The organism is Deltaproteobacteria bacterium, assembly GCA_016875225.1.
In the GTDB taxonomy this organism is placed as follows: domain Bacteria; phylum Myxococcota_A; class UBA9160; order SZUA-336; family SZUA-336; genus VGRW01.
Genome location: VGRW01000003.1, coordinates 1 through 14,229 on the forward strand (window position 1 = coordinate 1; position 14,229 = coordinate 14,229).

Sequence of the window (14,229 nt, forward strand, 5' to 3'; positions counted from 1 at the left end):
GCTCGCGCAGCAGCAGCACCCCGCCGTCGCTGCTCGCGTGCTCCGCGTCGAACCGGCCCACCACGGGCCGTCGTCCCAGCGGCGAAAACTCAAGCTGCGTCGCGCTACACTCTGTCTGCACAGGTCGGCCCTTTCTGTTGGCCCGTTTTGTCTTGCAACTCAACGGTTAACAGAAGTCAGCCGGCCTGTGCTCGTTTGAGTGGTGAGAAATCCAGGCTAGCGCCGCCAGCGCGAGCGAGATCGCCGCGCACGTCCACGGATCGAGCGCCCAGCGCGACGGCGCGTACGCGAGCGCGAGCGGGTGCAGCAGCGCGACCTCGAGCCCGAGCAGCAGGAAGTAGATCGGCGGCAGCGGGGCGAAGACCGCGAGCGCCAGCGGCACCACGCTCGGCAGAAGTCCGTACACGTCGACGTCGCTTGTCAGGTGCCAGGACGAGAAGAGGAGCGAGACGATCATCACCGACGAGCCGACCAGGAGCGGGATCTCGGGGCGGCGAAATCCCACGCGCGTCCGCGCCAGCAGGAAGGCCGCGAGCATTCCGATCTCGGTCAGCGCGCCGTGCGCCAGTCCCTCCGCAGGCCGGGAGGCGCCCCCGAGAATGGTCGCGACGATCACCGGGGGCGACAGGATCAGCACGAGCGCGCTGCTGCGCCGCGCAGCCTGGTGCAGGATCTCGGGCAGATCGGGCGAGGATTCCTGCACGACGGGCGAGAGGTTTCGCCAGAAGCGCTGGACCGTCTGTACGAGAGAACGGATGGGACGACCCTCCCGGCTGTCTATCGGCGGCCGGGCTGCCCGACTTCGCGATCCCCTTCTAGCTTCGCGGCGTGAACTTTCTCAGCTTGCGCTGCAGGCTCTGGCGGTGGAGTCCGAGCTGGCGCGCCGCGCGACTGATGTTGCCGTCGCAGGCCGCGAGCACCCACTCGACGTACTCGCGCTCGCGCCTCGCCAGCGTCTGCGAGTCCGCGCCCTTCTCCTCGCCGGTGGCGAGCCCCTTGCCGAGGAACGCCTGCAACAGATCCTCGACCTGCACCGGCTTGGTCAGATAGTCGAGTGCCCCGAGCTTCACCGCCTGCACCGCGGTCGCGATGCTCCCGTAGCCGGTGAGCACGACGATCCGGGTCTCCGGGCTGCGTTCGAGGATGATCGGAATCGCGTCGAGCCCGCTCTGCGCGCGGAGCCTGAGGTCCACGCTGGCGCAGGTGTACGCGAACGGCGGCAGCGCGCGCAGCGCGTCGAGATCGCCGACGCGATCCACGCTCCAGCCTCGCTCGCGGAACTCGAGCGAGAGCGTCTCCGCGAAGCGCTCGTCGTCGTCGACGATCAACAGGGAAGGCGACGTCGTCATGAAGCTCCTTGCAGGCGCAAATCACGCGCGACCGGCAGCACGAGGCGCGCGATCGCGCCGCCGCCCGGGGTGTCGTCGAGCTCGAGCCGACCGCCCACCGTCTCGGCCAGCGTGTAGGCGAAGTACAGCCCGAGCCCCACCCCGCTCGGCCGCGTGGTCACGAACGGCTCGCCGAGATGCGCGCGGACCAGCGCCGGCCAGCCCGGGCCGTGGTCGCGCACCTCGACCACGACACGGTCCTGTGTCATGGACACGTCGACCTCGAGCGGAGCTTCCGGCGAGCTCTCCTCGAGCGCGTTCTCGATCAGGTTCAGCACCGCCTGCGTGAACGCGACCGCCGGAAGCACCACGAGCGCCGGACCGCGTTCCCGCCGGAGGCGCAGCGGCACGGTCGGCTCCTCGGCGCGCAGGCCCGCGCAGACCTGCTCGACGAGATCCCCGACGTCGCCCGCCTCGAGTCGGAGGCCGTCGGGGCGAAGCTGCGAACCCGCCATCTGGCGCAGGATGTCGCCGCAGCGGAGCAGCGCCTCGCGAGCCTCGCCGAGCGACGGGTCCTCGCCGAGATCGAGCTTGCGGGCCAGCCGTTCGAGCCGCAGCATCGCCGTGTTCAGCGGCGTCGCGAACTCGTGCGAGAGTCCGGCCGCGAGTGCTCCCACCGCGCGGAGCCGATCGATGCGACCGCGCTCTTCGTCGCGCGCGCGGAGCTGGGCGCCGAGCGCGAGCAGCGTGTTCGAGAGCCAGGTGGTGAAGATCCAGAACACGCCGGCGACCAGGAACTGCGCGGGGAAGAGCACCGCCGGCGCGACCCGCGCGTTCTCGAGCCCGGGCGGCACGTGCCCGAACGCCTGCACGAGCGCGAGGCACCCGACCAGGCTCCAGAAGAACGCCAGCGAGACGCGCGCCTCGAGCAGGAGCGCGGCGAGCCCGGCATGGAAGAACAGCAGCGGGATCAGCGGATTCCACGCGCCGCCCGAGAGCGCGAGAAGCAGCGAGAGCGCCGCGATGTCCGCGAAGAGCTGCGCGCCGAGCTCGATCGGCGAGACGTTGCTGCCGCGGCGCAGACGACCCGCGGTCACCGCGTTCAGCAGCGCGAGCGCCACCACCACCGCGAGGAACGCGGGCACGCGCTCGGGCTCGAGGAGCTCGAAGCGCAGCGCGGGCAGGATCGACAGGAACTGCGCGCCGAGCGCGATCCAGCGCAGCCCGACCAGCCAGGCGAGCTTTGCGGCGTTGCCGTCGCCCAGCCGCGTGAGCGGCGGCTCGAGCAGGGCTAGCACCCTGTTCCTCATCGGGGACAGACTAGTGAACTAGGAGCAGGACAGTCCAAGGTCGGGGCATCGGTGGCCTCGGCGGCCGGGCCGGTCTCTCCTCGGGGGTCCCCTCGGGTGGGAACCCTCGACCCTCCTCGTCGAGGCCCGGCCCGGCCGCCGAGGCTGCGCACGCCGTGTTCTCAGCGCTGGCGTGGCTTGGTAGGCTGTGCGGATGCGGTCTTGGAAGTATGAGAAGGGGCTTCACGAACTCGGGAACGGCAGCTTCGCGTGGCTTCAGCCGGATGGGAGCTGGGGCTGGAGCAATGCGGGGCTGGTCTGCGACGGAGGGGAGTCGCTGCTGGTCGACACGCTCTTCGACCTGCGGCTGACGGCGGAGATGCTCGAGGCAATGCGCCGCGCAGCGCCGGCGGCGTCGCGAATCGGCACGCTCGTGAACACGCACGCGAACGGAGACCACTGCTACGGGAACTCGCTCGTCGCGGGCGCGCGGATCGTCGCCTCGCGCGCGAGCGCCGAGGAGATGGACGAGCTGCCGCCGGCGACGATGGCGGGCCTGATGAAGAGCGCCGCGGCTCTGGGTCCGGCCGGGGAGTTCCTCGCGCGCTGCTTCGGACCCTTCGAGTTCTCCGGCGTTCCCCACGCGCCGCCGACGCAGACCTTCAGCGGCGAGCTGCACCTGCAGGTCGGCGCCAAGCCGGTCGTGCTGCTCGAGGTCGGCCCGGCGCACACGCGCGGCGACACCCTCGTCTGGCTGCCGGCCGACGGCGTCGTCTTCACCGGCGACATCCTGTTCGTCGACGGCACGCCGATCATGTGGGCGGGCCCGGTGGGAAACTGGATCGCCGCGTGCGAGCGGATCGCCGCGCTCGGCGCGAGCGTGGTGGTCCCGGGGCACGGTCCGATCACCGACGCGGCCGGCGCTCTTCGCGTCCGCGACTACCTGGTCTACGTGCGCGACGAGACGCGGCGCCGCTTCGACGCCGGCCTCTCGCCCGCGGACGCCGCGCGCGACATCGCGCTCGGAAGCTACTCGGACTGGGGCGACTCCGAGCGGATCGCGGTCAACGTGCACACGCTCTACCGCGAGTGGAGCGACGGCGCGCTCGGCCGCGCGAACGCGATCGAGCTCTTCGGACTGATGGCGGAGCTCGACCGTCGGCGAGCGCGGAGGCGCGTCTAGGGAGCCGACCCGGGCGACTTCGCCGCTCCGCCCTTCTCGACGCTGATCAGCTCCACCTCGAAACGCAGCGCCGCGCCCGGCGCGATCATCTCGCCCGAACCCGGCGGCAGCCCCGTGTCCCCGTAGGCGAGATCGGCGGGGCACGTGATCACCGCCTTCCCGCCCGGCTTCATCAGCTGCAGCCCCTCGGTCCAGCACGGAATCATCCGCGCGAGCGGGAAGTCCGCGGGCTCGCCGCGCTCGACCGAGCTGTCGAAGACCGATCCGTCGCGTCGCTTCCCGGTGTAGTGCACGACGACGTCGTCCTGCTTCGTCGGGGCGGCGCCCGCCCCCGCCTTCGTCTCCTGGTAGACCAGCCCCGACGCGGTCTTCTGCGCGCCCTTCTGGCTCGCTGCCTCGGCCAGGAAGCGCGTCGACGCCTCTCGCTCTCCCGCCGCGCGAGCCGCTGAGCGCGAGCGCATGAGCTCGTTGATCTTGTCCTTGTAGGCGTCGGGATCGACGTCGGACTTCTCGTCCGCGAGCCCCGACGAGAGCCCCGCGATCAGGAGCTTCACCTCGTCGGGCGAGAGCGCGAACAATTTCAAATTCCTGGCCACCGCCCGCCCGAGCGCGTAGACGGTCTTCTGCTCCTCGGTCTCGGGCACCTGCGCCTCGGCCGCGAGGCTCGTGGCGAGAATGCAGAGGAAGGCGAGCTGGGCGGTCCGGGCTGCGATCCGCGACGGCATGCGGTCTCCAGATCCCGGCGCGATCTGACCGGGTGCGGGATCTTGGGCCGGGATTCCCGACCGCGCAAGCCGCGCGGATCGCGGGGCGCGGACGGCTAGCGAGCCACGACCACGAACGCGGGGGAGTCGGCCGAGACGGGGCTGCGGTCGAAGTCGCCGTGGATCTCGATCTCGCGAAAGCCCGCGCGCGCGAGCAGGTGCTCGAGCTCGTAGCGCCAGAACCAGCGCATGCGGAAGCTCGCGAGCTCGTTCCCGACCACCCGTCCGTCGCGCCAGCGCTCGTAGCGGAAGCGCACGTCGAGAAGCTGAAGCGCCGGATCCCGCGTCACCGCCGCGTGTCGGACGATTTCCTCGCCCTCGTGGCCGAAGCGCAGGTCGACGGTCTCCGGCTCCTCGAGCGCCGCCATCCGCGCGAGCCTCGGCGCGAACACGTCGAAAGCGAAGCGGCCGCCGGGCGCGAGGTGCCGCCGCACGCAGGCCAGGCAGGCGAGTTGGTCTGCGACCCCGTACAGGTGCTGGAACGCGCGGAAGGCGGAGAAGATCAGCCCGAAGCGCTCGCCGGCCAGGTCGAAGCTCTGCATCGGCGCGTGCACGAGCCGGAGGTTCGGGAAGGTCGACTTCTGCCGGGTGCGCGCGAGCATGTGCTGCGAGGCGTCGAGGCCGGTGCACGGAAAGCCGAGCGCGGCGATCTGGAGCAGAACGCGGCCCGTGCCGCAGCCGAGCTCGAGCACCGGGCCCGCACCCTCGCGGGCGAGCTCGCGGTAGAACTCGACGTCACGGCCGTCGAGCTGCGGCAGGGGCAGGCGCGCGTAAGCGGCGTCGTAGAAGCGCGCGGTCGCCTGACCGTACTCTTCGTCGAGCGCGAGCGATTCGTTCGAACTCCCGGGCCCGGCCATGCGAGAATCCTAACCGTCGTGCGAATCCTGCGCCCCGATCTCGCGACCGGATCCGGAGCGTGAGTCCGTTCCAGTGGTACGTGGCGGCCGTGGGCGGCTGGTTCCTGGCCTTCGGCCTGCAGAGCGTGGTGGTCTCGACGAAAATCGCGATGGAGCTCGACGGCAGCTCCACCGCGATGGCCGTGACCCAGATGGCGCAGCAGCTGCCGGGATTCGGGCTGGTGCTGCTCGGAGGAGCCGTCGCCGATCGGGTCGATCGCCGCGCGCTGCTGATCGGCCTGTACCTCGCTGCGGCGCTGCTCGCGGCCGCGCTCGGAGCCGGCGCTGCCGCCGAGAGACTCTCGCTGCCGGTGGTGATCGGCTACGTGCTCGCGATGGGCACGATCACGGCCTTCCTGATGCCCTCCCGCGACGCGATGGTCTCCGATCTCGTCGCCGGAAACCTGATGCGCGCGATCACGACGCTGACGATCAGCCAGTTCGTGATGCAGGCGGTGGGCTCCTCGTTCGGCGTCGCGGGACGTTTCGTCGGCCTGCTGCCGCTGATCGGCCTGCAGACGCTCGTGCTGCTCGCGAGCGTTCGCGCGCTCACCCGTCTGCCGCGGCCCGAGGTCGCCCGCGACGCCGCGCGCTCCGCCTCGGCGAGCTCGCCGACGGCGTGCGCGAGGTCGCGCGCTCGCGGATCCTCGCTCCGGTCGCGCTGCTTTCGGCGGCCCTGGGAACGCTCTTCATCGGGCCGTTCCAGGTCGTCTTCCCGCTACTGGTGCGTGACTACTACCACGGCGACGTGGCGGACCTGTCGCTCCTGTACACCACGTTCCCCGTCGGCACGATCGCCGGCTCCGCGCTGATCCTGCTTCGCGGCGGCGTGCGCCGGAAGGGAATGGCGCAGCTTCTCGCGCTGGCCTCGGGCGCGCTCTGTCTGGGCTCCCTCGGTCTGGGCCTGCCCTTCTGGGGCGCGCTGATCGCGACGACGATTTTCGGTGTCGGCGGCGCGTTCTTCATGAACGCGGGCCGCACCCTGTTCCAGGAGCACACCGAGGCCGAGAGCCGCGGCCGCGTGCTGTCGGTCTACACGCTCACGCTGATGGGCGCGTCCGGCATTCTCGGCGCTCCGCTCGCGGGCTGGCTGCAGGCGCAGCTCGGATCGCTTGCGACCTGCGCGGTCTGCGCGGGAGGGATGCTCGTGGTGGTCGCGATGATCGCCGTCGCCACCGACGTCAGGAAGCTGGTCTGAGCGAGCGCGTTTGTCCCGCGGCCGCGCAGAGTGGGAGAATTCGCGCATGAGCACCGACCATCCGCTCTCGAGCCGCGCGGCGATCACGGGTCTGGGCATGACCGAGCTCGGCCGCGTCTACGGGCGCAGCGCGACCGATCTCGCGGCCGACGCGGTGCTGCGCGCCCTCGCCGATGCGGGGCTCGCGAGGTCGGAGCTCGACGGCCTGCTGATCAACGCCGGCATCAGCCAGGGCGTCGACCTGTCGCTGGCGCAGGCGGTCGGACTTCGCGACCTCGCGCTGCAGACACAGATGAACGGCTACGGCTCGAGCGCCGGACAGATGATCGGCTACGCGACGCTCGCGGTCGCGGCGGGGCTCGCCCGGCACGTCGCCTGCGTCTTCGCCGACACACCGCTGGCGCCCGGCTCGCGTGCGGGACAGGCCTACGGGCGCGCGCGCGCAGGCCGGCGCGGAGTGGCGTCGATCGGCCCCGCGCTCGGCTTCGCCGGACCGATCCCGTACTACGCGCTCCACGCGCAGCGACACATGGATCTGTACGGCACGACGCAGGACCAGCTCGGCGCGGTCGCGGTCTCGTCGCGCGCCTGGGCGCGAAAGAACCCGCTCGCGACCATGCGCGAGCCGCTCGACCTCGCCGGCTACCACGCTTCACCTTGGATCGTCGAGCCGTTTCACATCCTCGACTGCTGCCTGGTCTCGAACGGCGCGATCTGCGTGATCGTGAGCGCCGCGGAGCAGGCTCGCGACCTGGCGCGGCCGCCGGTCTACGTGCGCGGCTTCGCGCAGGCGCACCAGCTCGAATGGGACGACACCGCTCCGAGCCTCGCGCAGCGCAGCAGCGCCGCGGCGTTCTCGATGGCGGGCTGCAAGGCGGGCGACATCCGGACGGCGCAGATCTACGACTGCTACACGTTCACGGTGATCGCCACGCTGGAGGACTACGGGTTCTGCAAGCGCGGTGAAGGGGGCGCGTTTGCGGCCAGCGGCGCGCTCGGACCCGGCGGCGCGCTGCCGACGAACACCGGCGGCGGGATGCTCTCCGCCTACTACATGTGGGGAATGACGCCGGTCTCCGAAGCGGTGATCCAGGCGCGCGGCGACGGCGGAGAGCGTCAGGTGGATCGCGCCGATCTCGTCGCGGTCTCCGGAAACGGCGGGATCTTCAACTACCACGCGACGCTGGTGCTCTCGCCCGCCGCGAGCTGAGGAGAGAAGAGATGGCCGAGAGCTCGAGCGCGGCGCCGGAGATCGAGGAGCGCTCCCTTCCCTTCTTCGAGGCCGCGGAGCGCGGCGTGCTCGCGCTCCAGCGCTGCCAGACGTGCGGCACTTTCCTTGCGCCGGTGCGAAGTCGCTGCAGCTCCTGCGGCGGAACGCGAATCGCGTGGGCGGAGGCGTCGGGGTCGGGCCGGGTCTGGAGCCACGGTCGGCTGCAGCGCTCCTTCCTTCCCGAGCACGAGGGCAAGCTCCCGCTCACCCTCGTGTGGGTCGAGCTCGACGAGCGGGTGAGATTCGCGTCTCGCCTGGCCGCCAGCGAACGCGCGCCCGTACGCACGGGCGACCGCGTCTCCGTGGTCTTCGAGCGGCTTGCCGACGGCACGCCGGTGCCGGTCTTCCGCCGCGCGGACTAGCCGGGCGCGAGATCGCGGGCCGAAGTCGCGGGCGGAGCGCAGCCGAACCAGGTGAACTGCACCCCGCCCCGCGCGATCGCGGCGGCAGCCGCGGCGCGCACGCGCGACTCGGGATCGCTGCGGTCGTCCCAATCCGTCGCCCGGAATGCGAGCTTCGCCTGGATCTCCGCGACCCGATGGCGATGCGGGCGGAGCGCCTCGTCGAGGGTCGCTCGGAGCTTCTCCTCGTGCTCGAGCTCGAGCGCGCACTCGAGCTCGTCGCTGCCGGGCTGCGGGACCTGCCGGCAGCCGGGCAGCGACTCGACGCGAATCCAGACCAGCCAGACCACCGCTCTCACTCGACGACGGCGACTCCGATCCGTCCGGTGCTGCGGTGGCTGTGCACGACCTTGTAGTCCTGCCAGAACCAGTTGCGCGCGAAGACCACCGTGATCGCGCCGGTGAGTCGCACGGCCGCTTCGTCGCCAACCGCGGTGAACTGGCACGGGGCCACCGCGATCACGACGTGCCGTCCCGCCTTCACCACATCGGCGGCGCCGATCTGCCAGCGGTAGCTGCCGCGCTCGACGAAGAGATCGTTCATGTTCGCTCGGACCTCGGCGAGCCCGCGCGTGATTCGCCCATCGCCGGCAATCACGAGGTTCTCGGAGCCGCTGGTCAGGGCGAAGAACGCATCGGCATCGCCCGCGTTCGCGGCGGTCGCGAGCTTCTGGATCTCGGCGGAGATCGTCTCGCGCAGCCCCTCGGACGCCCGCTCCTGCGCATGCGCGGGCGTGGACAGGAGCGCGATCGACAGGGCGGAAATCAGGAACGCGGCCTTCATGCGGAGCACTCCTCTCGCGGGGCTCAGGCCCGCTCGACGTACCTTCGCTCGCGGGTGTCGATGCGCAGCTTCTCTCCGCGCGCGATGAAGCTCGGGACCTGCACGACCGCGCCGGTCGAGAGCTTCGCGGGCTTGAGCTTGCCGCCGCTGGTCGCGGGGTCGGTCTCGACCACCTCGAGCTCGACGAAATTGGGGAGCGTGACGCCGATCGGCCGCGCGCCGTGGAGCAGGACCTCGACCGTGCAGTTCTCGGTCATGAGGTCGTGGTTCTCGACCTGCGTGCGCGGGATCTCGAGCTGCTCGAAGCTCTGCTGGTCCATGAACACCATGCGATCGCCGTCGTCGTACAGGTACTGCATCTCGCGCTTGGCGATCTCGGCCTCGGGGAGCACGTCGCCGGCCTTGATCGTCCGGTCGAGCACGCTGCCGCTGGTCAGGTTCTTGAAGCGCATCCGAACGAACGCGCCGCCCTTGCCCGGGTTCACGTGCTGATAGGAGATGACCACGTGGGGGTTCCCGTCGATCTCGACGTAGACGCCCGGCCGCATTCGAGTGGTGTCGATCAATCCCATCGGGCGCGGACCTTAGCCCGAAGGCACCGGAGCTGTAAACTGCGGCAGGTGAGACACATCCTTCTGCTCTGCCTGGGCCTCGCCGGCTGTGCCGCCTATCAGAACGTCTCGATCGAGAGCGATCCCCCGGGCGCGGAGATCTTTCTCGACGGAGTGCCGATCGGCACCACGCCACAGCTGCTGCGGGTGCCGCGCGACCGGGACCACAGCGTGTACCTGAAGAAGGAAGGCTACCGGCCGGAGCTCGTCGTGCTGGAGAAGCACGAGGCGAACGATGGGATCGATTTCCTGACGCCGGCCGACGTCGCGAAGCGCCTGGTGCCCGGGCCGAGCTCGGACCCGGACCTCGAGCGCCGGCTCCGGCTCGAGATCGAGGAGCCGAAATCGCCGTAGCGCCGACGGTGGGATTCGAGGCCTACGCGGAGCGGATCCATTTCTCGAGCCCGCGCGCGGCGTCCACGTCGCGCATCTGCCGCGGCGGGCTCTTCATCGCGAAGGCGGAGATCTCCTCGAGCGGGCCGCCGATCCCACGGTCGCGAGCGAGCTTCGCGCAGCGGATCGCGTCGATCGCCACCCCCGCGGAGTTCGGCGAGTCCTCGACCGAGAGGCGCAGCTCCAGATTCATCGGCACGTCGCCGAAGCCGCGGAACTCCATCCGGATGAAGCAGACCTTGTTGTCCCTCTGCCAGGCGACGTAGTCGGACGGGCCGATGTGGATCTGCTCGGGCGCGAGGCGGACGTCGAGCTGCGACTGGACCGATTCGGTCTTCGAGATCCGCTTGCTGATCAGCCGCTCCTGCTCGAGCATGTTGAGGAAGTCGGTATTGCCGCCGGTGTTCAGCTGGTAGGTCGCGTCGAGCGCGACGCCGCGATCGGCGAGCAGCCGCGCGAGCGTGCGGTGGACGATCGTCGCGCCGACCTGGCTCTTTATGTCGTCGCCCACGACGGGAAGCTTCGCCGCGCGGAAGCGTTCGGCGAGCGAGGGATCCGACGCGATGAAGACCGGCACGCAGTTCACGAGCGCCACGCCGGCCACGAGACACGCCTCGGCGTAGGCGCGCACGGCCCGCTCCGATCCGACCGGCAGGTAGCAGACGAGCACGTCGGCTCCGCTCTCGCGAAGCTTCGCGACCAGATCGACCGGCGCGGCCGACGCGACCCGGAACGCGCGCTCCGCCGGGTGGCGCGCCATGTGCTCGGCGACGCCGTCGAGCACCGGGCCCATCTGCACGACGACGTCGCTCGGCGGCAGCTTCTCGGCGAAGACGACCGTGCAGTTCGGAGGCGCGAAGGCCGCCTCCTCGAGCTTCCGGCCGACCTTGCGCTCGTCCACGTCGAAGGCGGCGACGACCTGCAGGTCCTCGATGCGATAGCCCCCGATCTCGGGATGGAGCAGCCCGGCGCTCTGCGACGGATCGTGATCCCGGTAGTACGCAAGACCCTGCAGCAGGGAGCTCGCGCAGTTTCCAACCCCGGCGATGGCCAGTCTGAGCTTGGGCATGCCGGTCGCAGGTTGACTCAGGTCGGCCGACGCGTCGAGAGCGGGCGACGCGGTCGCGCGCTTCCCATTTTGGGCAGCGCGCGGGCTTGGCGTCGGGCTCTCCGGCCACCGCGCGCGCCGCGCGGCCGGCACGAAACTTGATTCTGCTTCGCGGCAGGGACGCGAGCACGCGCCCGATTCCAAGGAGGGAAACCCGATGACCCGCATGCGACGCGGCGCCGCGCACTGCCGCAGCGCCGATTGCCCCGAGTACGAGAAGCTGGTCGCGCTCGTGCCCCTGACTCTCGAGCACAGCTGCGCGCGCTGCGGCCGACCCGCGGCGATCGAGGCGGAGTTCGGCACCGGCTTGGGGACCTCGCGGTACTACAACGAAGTGCGCGTCTACTTCGGGTTCGATGCGAAGACTCGCAGCTACACCGAGCTCGTGCGGCGCGAGGACGAGAGCCTGTTCGGCCAGCACAGCGCCTACGCCTTCTTCACCCCGCTCGTGCGCGACCTCGCGCAGGCGGAGCGGCTGGCGGAGATCCTTCTCGTGCGGCTGAACGGCGAGCGCAAGGCGCCGTCGCTGCGCGGGCATGCGACCAGCGAAGAGCTGCGGCGCGACGGCTGGCGGATCGCGGTCTAGGTCCGACCGGCGAGGGAGATCCAGGTCGCTCGAGCCAGGCCGACCGGACGGCCCGACGGGTCGAAGAGCGCCGCACCTGCGACGCCGCGACGGCCCTCGAGCGCGATCGGCCAGGCCAGAATCAGCGCGGGCTCGCGCGCGAGCAGGGATCCCTCGATCCGGACGCAGAGCCGGCCGAGCACGAGTGGCTCGAGCGCGCGCGCCCCTTCCGGCTCGAGCAGCGGAAACGACGACGGGCTGTCGAGCGCGGCCCAGAGGAACTCGTCCGCCACGCGGCCGTCGGCGCCGCAGAGCGACGGATCCGGCCGCCAGATCGCGGCGACGCGGTCGCTTCCGGGCACGACCCCGGGAAAGATCCGCAGCCCGTCGCCCGGCGCGCGCTCCGGCCCGCAGACGAAGTCGCGCGGGAACGGATGCGTGCGCATCGCCCGGCAGCCGCCCGCGCGGGCCTCGACCTGCGCCAGATCGGGAAGCGGCGGCAGCTCGAGCGAGAGGGAACTCCGCACCGCAGTGGCGAGCTCGCGGCCGTCGAGGCTCAAGGTGCGCGCGCCGTCCGAGGTCACGTCGACATCGAGCGGTGTTGCAAGCGGAGCCGCCGCGCGCAGCGTCACCTCGACCGCGCCCTCGAGTCCGCGCGCGAGCAGCCCCGAAAGATAGCCGCCGTTCGCCGTCCCTGGAGGGCCGCAGAAGCGCGGGGCGATTTCGATCTTCTCGCTCAACCTGCGGGCGATTCTCCGCGCATCGATGCGAGCGCGCAAACCCGGCCGTTGACGCGCGCGCTCGCGAGTCCATCATCAGACCCGCCGATCCTCGGAAGGGCGATGAGAACCACCTCGCAGAGCCAGAGAAGTCGCGACGGGATCGAGATCCACGTGCGCCGCTTCGTTCCGGACGGTCAGATCCGCGCGACGCTGCAGATCGTGCACGGAATGGGCGAGCACTCCGCGCGCTACGCGCGTCTTGCGGAGCGCCTCTGCGAAGCGGGCTTCGAGGTCTTCGCCGCCGACACGCGGGGCCACGGGCGTTCGCTCGCGGGCGCCACGCCGCTCGGGCACCTCGCGGACCACGACGGCTGGAGCAAGGCCGTCGACGACGTCGCCGAGCTCGCCGAGCGGATCGCCGCGGAGCGCCCCGACGTTCCCCACGCGATTCTCGGTCACAGCATGGGCTCGCTTCTCGTGCTCGATCTGCTCACGCAGGCCCGCGTCCGCCTCGCCGCGGCGATCCTCTCCGGGACCTCCGGCCCGCCCGGGCGCGGAATCGCGCTCGCGCTCGCGGTCGCGCGCTTCGAGCGGCTCCGCCTGGGCGCGAGCGGCCACAGCCGCTTGCTTCAGCGCATGCTCTTCGGCCGCTTCAACACCCCGTTCGAGCCCGCCGAGACGGAGTTCGACTGGCTGTCGCGGGACCGCGAGGAGGTCGCGCGCTACGTCGCCGACCCGCTCTGCGGATTCGTTCTCAGCGTCGGCGGGCTTTGCGATCTGGCGAGCGCGCTGCGCCGGATCTTCGCGCGAGAGTCGCTCTTGCGAATCCCCCGCGACCTGCCCGTTCAGATGATTTCGGGCGAGCGCGACCCGGTGCACGACTCGCTGCGCGGGTTCCATGCGCTCGCGCAGGCGCTGCGGGCGACCGGGCACGAGCGGCTCTCCGAGCGCGTGTTTCCCGGCGCGCGCCACGAGCTCTTGAACGAGACGAATCGCGACGAGGTGACTGCCGAGATTCTCGCCTGGCTGGTCGAGAATCTCGAAATTCCTCGACGCTGACTCGCAAGAGTGACGCGAATCCGTTGCGACGCCTCGGCGTCTGGATTAGCTTGGCGCCTTCCCTCCAAGAGAAGCAGCCAAAGGCCCTGGAATGGGCGCCTTCGGGCCTGATGCATCCCGGAGGATGCTTTCTCGGCACGGCAGCGAGTCATCGCTGCCGTGTCCCGTTTAAGGCGCACACGGCTGGCGGTGCGGAAGTCCGGTCTCTTGGCCGTGGTAGAATTCCATCATGGGATCGGCGCTGCTACTGCTGTCCTCGCTGTTTCTCGCGCCGGACGCGGCGGCGGTTCGACTGCATCGATCGGAAGCCGCGTGCATCTGCACCGAGTCTTCGAGCCGTGAGCCCTGTGGAGTCGAGCGCACGACCTGCCACTGTCTCGACGCGCCCGCCTGGACGCGGGTTCGCTACTGGGCCCCGGAATCGGAGCGCTGCGAGGAGCTGGTCTTCTTCCTGAACGACGCTGGGGTGAGCTCCGGCGCGGCGAATTGACGCTCGGGCGGAGCCCGCTCTTCCACCTCTGGGAACTCCGCTTCACACCGAACGTGCAGCGCGAGCGCAGTCCCTGCGCAATCGCCCGCGCAAAGCCGCGGTCGGCGGTTTCGCGCGCGGTCGGGATCCGGTCTTGCAGGGCATGGGTCGGATGAGATCCCTGTCCTT

The 14,229-nt window shown here is 70.8% G+C and carries 18 protein-coding genes; 8 read left to right on the plus strand and 10 right to left on the minus strand.

What is annotated here, in order from left to right; genetic code table 11:
* Positions 1-166: 166 nt before the first annotated feature.
* The 3 genes from FJ108_01240 to FJ108_01250 form a co-directional block, all read right to left on the minus strand.
* Positions 167-703, minus strand: a complete 537-nt coding sequence (locus FJ108_01240) for a hypothetical protein (protein ID MBM4334524.1) — start codon at positions 701-703, stop codon at positions 167-169.
* Positions 704-815: 112 nt separating this feature from the next.
* Positions 816-1,349: a response regulator gene (locus FJ108_01245; GenBank protein ID MBM4334525.1), complete on the minus strand. Its 534-nt coding sequence runs from the start codon at positions 1,347-1,349 to the stop codon at positions 816-818.
* Positions 1,346-2,638, minus strand: a complete 1,293-nt coding sequence (locus FJ108_01250; protein ID MBM4334526.1) for a HAMP domain-containing histidine kinase — start codon at positions 2,636-2,638, stop codon at positions 1,346-1,348. The genes FJ108_01245 and FJ108_01250 overlap by 4 nt, the downstream gene beginning before the upstream one ends.
* A 193-nt stretch (positions 2,639-2,831) precedes the next feature.
* Here FJ108_01250 and FJ108_01255 point away from each other — a divergent pair, with 193 nt between their 5' ends.
* Positions 2,832-3,800 (plus strand): MBL fold metallo-hydrolase, encoded by a 969-nt coding sequence (locus tag FJ108_01255; GenBank protein MBM4334527.1) that lies wholly within the window; start codon positions 2,832-2,834, stop codon positions 3,798-3,800.
* Here the strand turns inward: FJ108_01255 and FJ108_01260 are convergent.
* On the minus strand, positions 3,797-4,525 hold the full coding sequence (locus FJ108_01260) for an FKBP-type peptidyl-prolyl cis-trans isomerase (protein MBM4334528.1): 729 nt from the start codon (positions 4,523-4,525) through the stop codon (positions 3,797-3,799). The two genes, FJ108_01255 and FJ108_01260, sit on opposite strands and share 4 nt — an antisense overlap.
* A gap of 95 nt (positions 4,526-4,620) precedes the next feature.
* Complete coding sequence (locus FJ108_01265; protein MBM4334529.1) at positions 4,621-5,421, minus strand: class I SAM-dependent methyltransferase; 801 nt, start codon at positions 5,419-5,421, stop codon at positions 4,621-4,623.
* 37 nt (positions 5,422-5,458) lie between these two features.
* On the opposite strand from FJ108_01265, the gene FJ108_01270 reads away from it, so the two are divergent.
* The 3 genes from FJ108_01270 to FJ108_01280 are packed head-to-tail and all read left to right on the plus strand — an operon-like array spanning position 5,459 to position 8,290.
* Complete coding sequence (locus FJ108_01270; GenBank protein ID MBM4334530.1) at positions 5,459-6,658, plus strand: MFS transporter; 1,200 nt, start codon at positions 5,459-5,461, stop codon at positions 6,656-6,658.
* 46 nt (positions 6,659-6,704) lie between these two features.
* On the plus strand, positions 6,705-7,868 hold the full coding sequence (locus FJ108_01275; protein MBM4334531.1) for a thiolase family protein: 1,164 nt from the start codon (positions 6,705-6,707) through the stop codon (positions 7,866-7,868).
* 11 nt (positions 7,869-7,879) lie between these two features.
* Positions 7,880-8,290 (plus strand): hypothetical protein, encoded by a 411-nt coding sequence (locus FJ108_01280; GenBank protein MBM4334532.1) that lies wholly within the window; start codon positions 7,880-7,882, stop codon positions 8,288-8,290.
* On the opposite strand, the gene FJ108_01285 is transcribed toward FJ108_01280, so the two are convergent.
* Genes FJ108_01285 through efp form a run of 3 tightly spaced genes read right to left on the minus strand, consistent with a single transcriptional unit; the run spans position 8,287 to position 9,685 of the window.
* Positions 8,287-8,628 carry a hypothetical protein gene (locus tag FJ108_01285; protein MBM4334533.1) on the minus strand — a complete coding sequence of 114 codons (342 nt, stop codon included), beginning with the start codon at positions 8,626-8,628 and terminating at the stop codon, positions 8,287-8,289. The two genes, FJ108_01280 and FJ108_01285, sit on opposite strands and share 4 nt — an antisense overlap.
* Entirely contained in the window at positions 8,625-9,113 is a 489-nt protein-coding gene (locus tag FJ108_01290) for a hypothetical protein (protein MBM4334534.1), read from the minus strand. Before FJ108_01290 ends, FJ108_01285 begins: the two co-directional genes overlap by 4 nt.
* Positions 9,114-9,136: 23 nt before the next feature.
* Entirely contained in the window at positions 9,137-9,685 is a 549-nt protein-coding gene (gene efp, locus FJ108_01295; GenBank protein MBM4334535.1) for an elongation factor P, read from the minus strand.
* Between efp and FJ108_01300 the strand changes: the two genes are divergently transcribed.
* Positions 9,599-10,078, plus strand: a complete 480-nt coding sequence (locus FJ108_01300) for a PEGA domain-containing protein (GenBank protein MBM4334536.1) — start codon at positions 9,599-9,601, stop codon at positions 10,076-10,078. The genes efp and FJ108_01300 overlap by 87 nt on opposite strands.
* Positions 10,079-10,100: 22 nt before the next feature.
* On the opposite strand, the gene FJ108_01305 is transcribed toward FJ108_01300, so the two are convergent.
* Positions 10,101-11,186 (minus strand): inositol-3-phosphate synthase, encoded by a 1,086-nt coding sequence (locus FJ108_01305; GenBank protein MBM4334537.1) that lies wholly within the window; start codon positions 11,184-11,186, stop codon positions 10,101-10,103.
* Positions 11,187-11,382: 196 nt separating this feature from the next.
* Here FJ108_01305 and FJ108_01310 point away from each other — a divergent pair, with 196 nt between their 5' ends.
* A complete protein-coding gene (locus tag FJ108_01310) occupies positions 11,383-11,811 on the plus strand; it encodes a hypothetical protein (protein MBM4334538.1) in 429 nt (142 codons plus the stop codon).
* On the opposite strand, the gene FJ108_01315 is transcribed toward FJ108_01310, so the two are convergent.
* Positions 11,808-12,236, minus strand: a complete 429-nt coding sequence (locus FJ108_01315) for a hypothetical protein (protein ID MBM4334539.1) — start codon at positions 12,234-12,236, stop codon at positions 11,808-11,810. The two genes, FJ108_01310 and FJ108_01315, sit on opposite strands and share 4 nt — an antisense overlap.
* Between FJ108_01315 and FJ108_01320 the strand changes: the two genes are divergently transcribed.
* Both FJ108_01320 and FJ108_01325 read left to right on the plus strand, forming a co-directional pair.
* Positions 12,225-13,571, plus strand: coding sequence for an alpha/beta fold hydrolase (locus FJ108_01320; protein ID MBM4334540.1), 1,347 nt, complete (start codon positions 12,225-12,227; stop codon positions 13,569-13,571). The two genes, FJ108_01315 and FJ108_01320, sit on opposite strands and share 12 nt — an antisense overlap.
* A 229-nt stretch (positions 13,572-13,800) precedes the next feature.
* Positions 13,801-14,061, plus strand: a complete 261-nt coding sequence (locus FJ108_01325) for a hypothetical protein (GenBank protein ID MBM4334541.1) — start codon at positions 13,801-13,803, stop codon at positions 14,059-14,061.
* The last annotated feature ends 168 nt before the right edge of the window (positions 14,062-14,229 follow it).

Excerpts from the sequence above, each read along its gene's own strand:
- FJ108_01245 (MBM4334525.1), bottom strand. The coding sequence starts at position 1,349 with ATGACGACGTCGCCTTCCCTGTTGATCGTCGACGACGACGAGCGCTTC.
- FJ108_01250 (MBM4334526.1), bottom strand. The coding sequence starts at position 2,638 with ATGAGGAACAGGGTGCTAGCCCTGCTCGAGCCGCCGCTCACGCGGCTG.
- FJ108_01255 (MBM4334527.1), top strand. The coding sequence starts at position 2,832 with ATGCGGTCTTGGAAGTATGAGAAGGGGCTTCACGAACTCGGGAACGGC.
- FJ108_01260 (MBM4334528.1), bottom strand. The coding sequence starts at position 4,525 with ATGCCGTCGCGGATCGCAGCCCGGACCGCCCAGCTCGCCTTCCTCTGC.
- FJ108_01265 (MBM4334529.1), bottom strand. The coding sequence starts at position 5,421 with ATGGCCGGGCCCGGGAGTTCGAACGAATCGCTCGCGCTCGACGAAGAG.
- FJ108_01275 (MBM4334531.1), top strand. The coding sequence starts at position 6,705 with ATGAGCACCGACCATCCGCTCTCGAGCCGCGCGGCGATCACGGGTCTG.
- FJ108_01280 (MBM4334532.1), top strand. The coding sequence starts at position 7,880 with ATGGCCGAGAGCTCGAGCGCGGCGCCGGAGATCGAGGAGCGCTCCCTT.
- FJ108_01290 (MBM4334534.1), bottom strand. The coding sequence starts at position 9,113 with ATGAAGGCCGCGTTCCTGATTTCCGCCCTGTCGATCGCGCTCCTGTCC.
- efp (MBM4334535.1), bottom strand. The coding sequence starts at position 9,685 with ATGGGATTGATCGACACCACTCGAATGCGGCCGGGCGTCTACGTCGAG.
- FJ108_01305 (MBM4334537.1), bottom strand. The coding sequence starts at position 11,186 with ATGCCCAAGCTCAGACTGGCCATCGCCGGGGTTGGAAACTGCGCGAGC.
- FJ108_01310 (MBM4334538.1), top strand. The coding sequence starts at position 11,383 with ATGACCCGCATGCGACGCGGCGCCGCGCACTGCCGCAGCGCCGATTGC.
- FJ108_01320 (MBM4334540.1), top strand. The coding sequence starts at position 12,225 with ATGCGTGCGCATCGCCCGGCAGCCGCCCGCGCGGGCCTCGACCTGCGC.
- FJ108_01315 (MBM4334539.1), bottom strand. The coding sequence starts at position 12,236 with ATGCGCACGCATCCGTTCCCGCGCGACTTCGTCTGCGGGCCGGAGCGC.
- FJ108_01325 (MBM4334541.1), top strand. The coding sequence starts at position 13,801 with ATGGGATCGGCGCTGCTACTGCTGTCCTCGCTGTTTCTCGCGCCGGAC.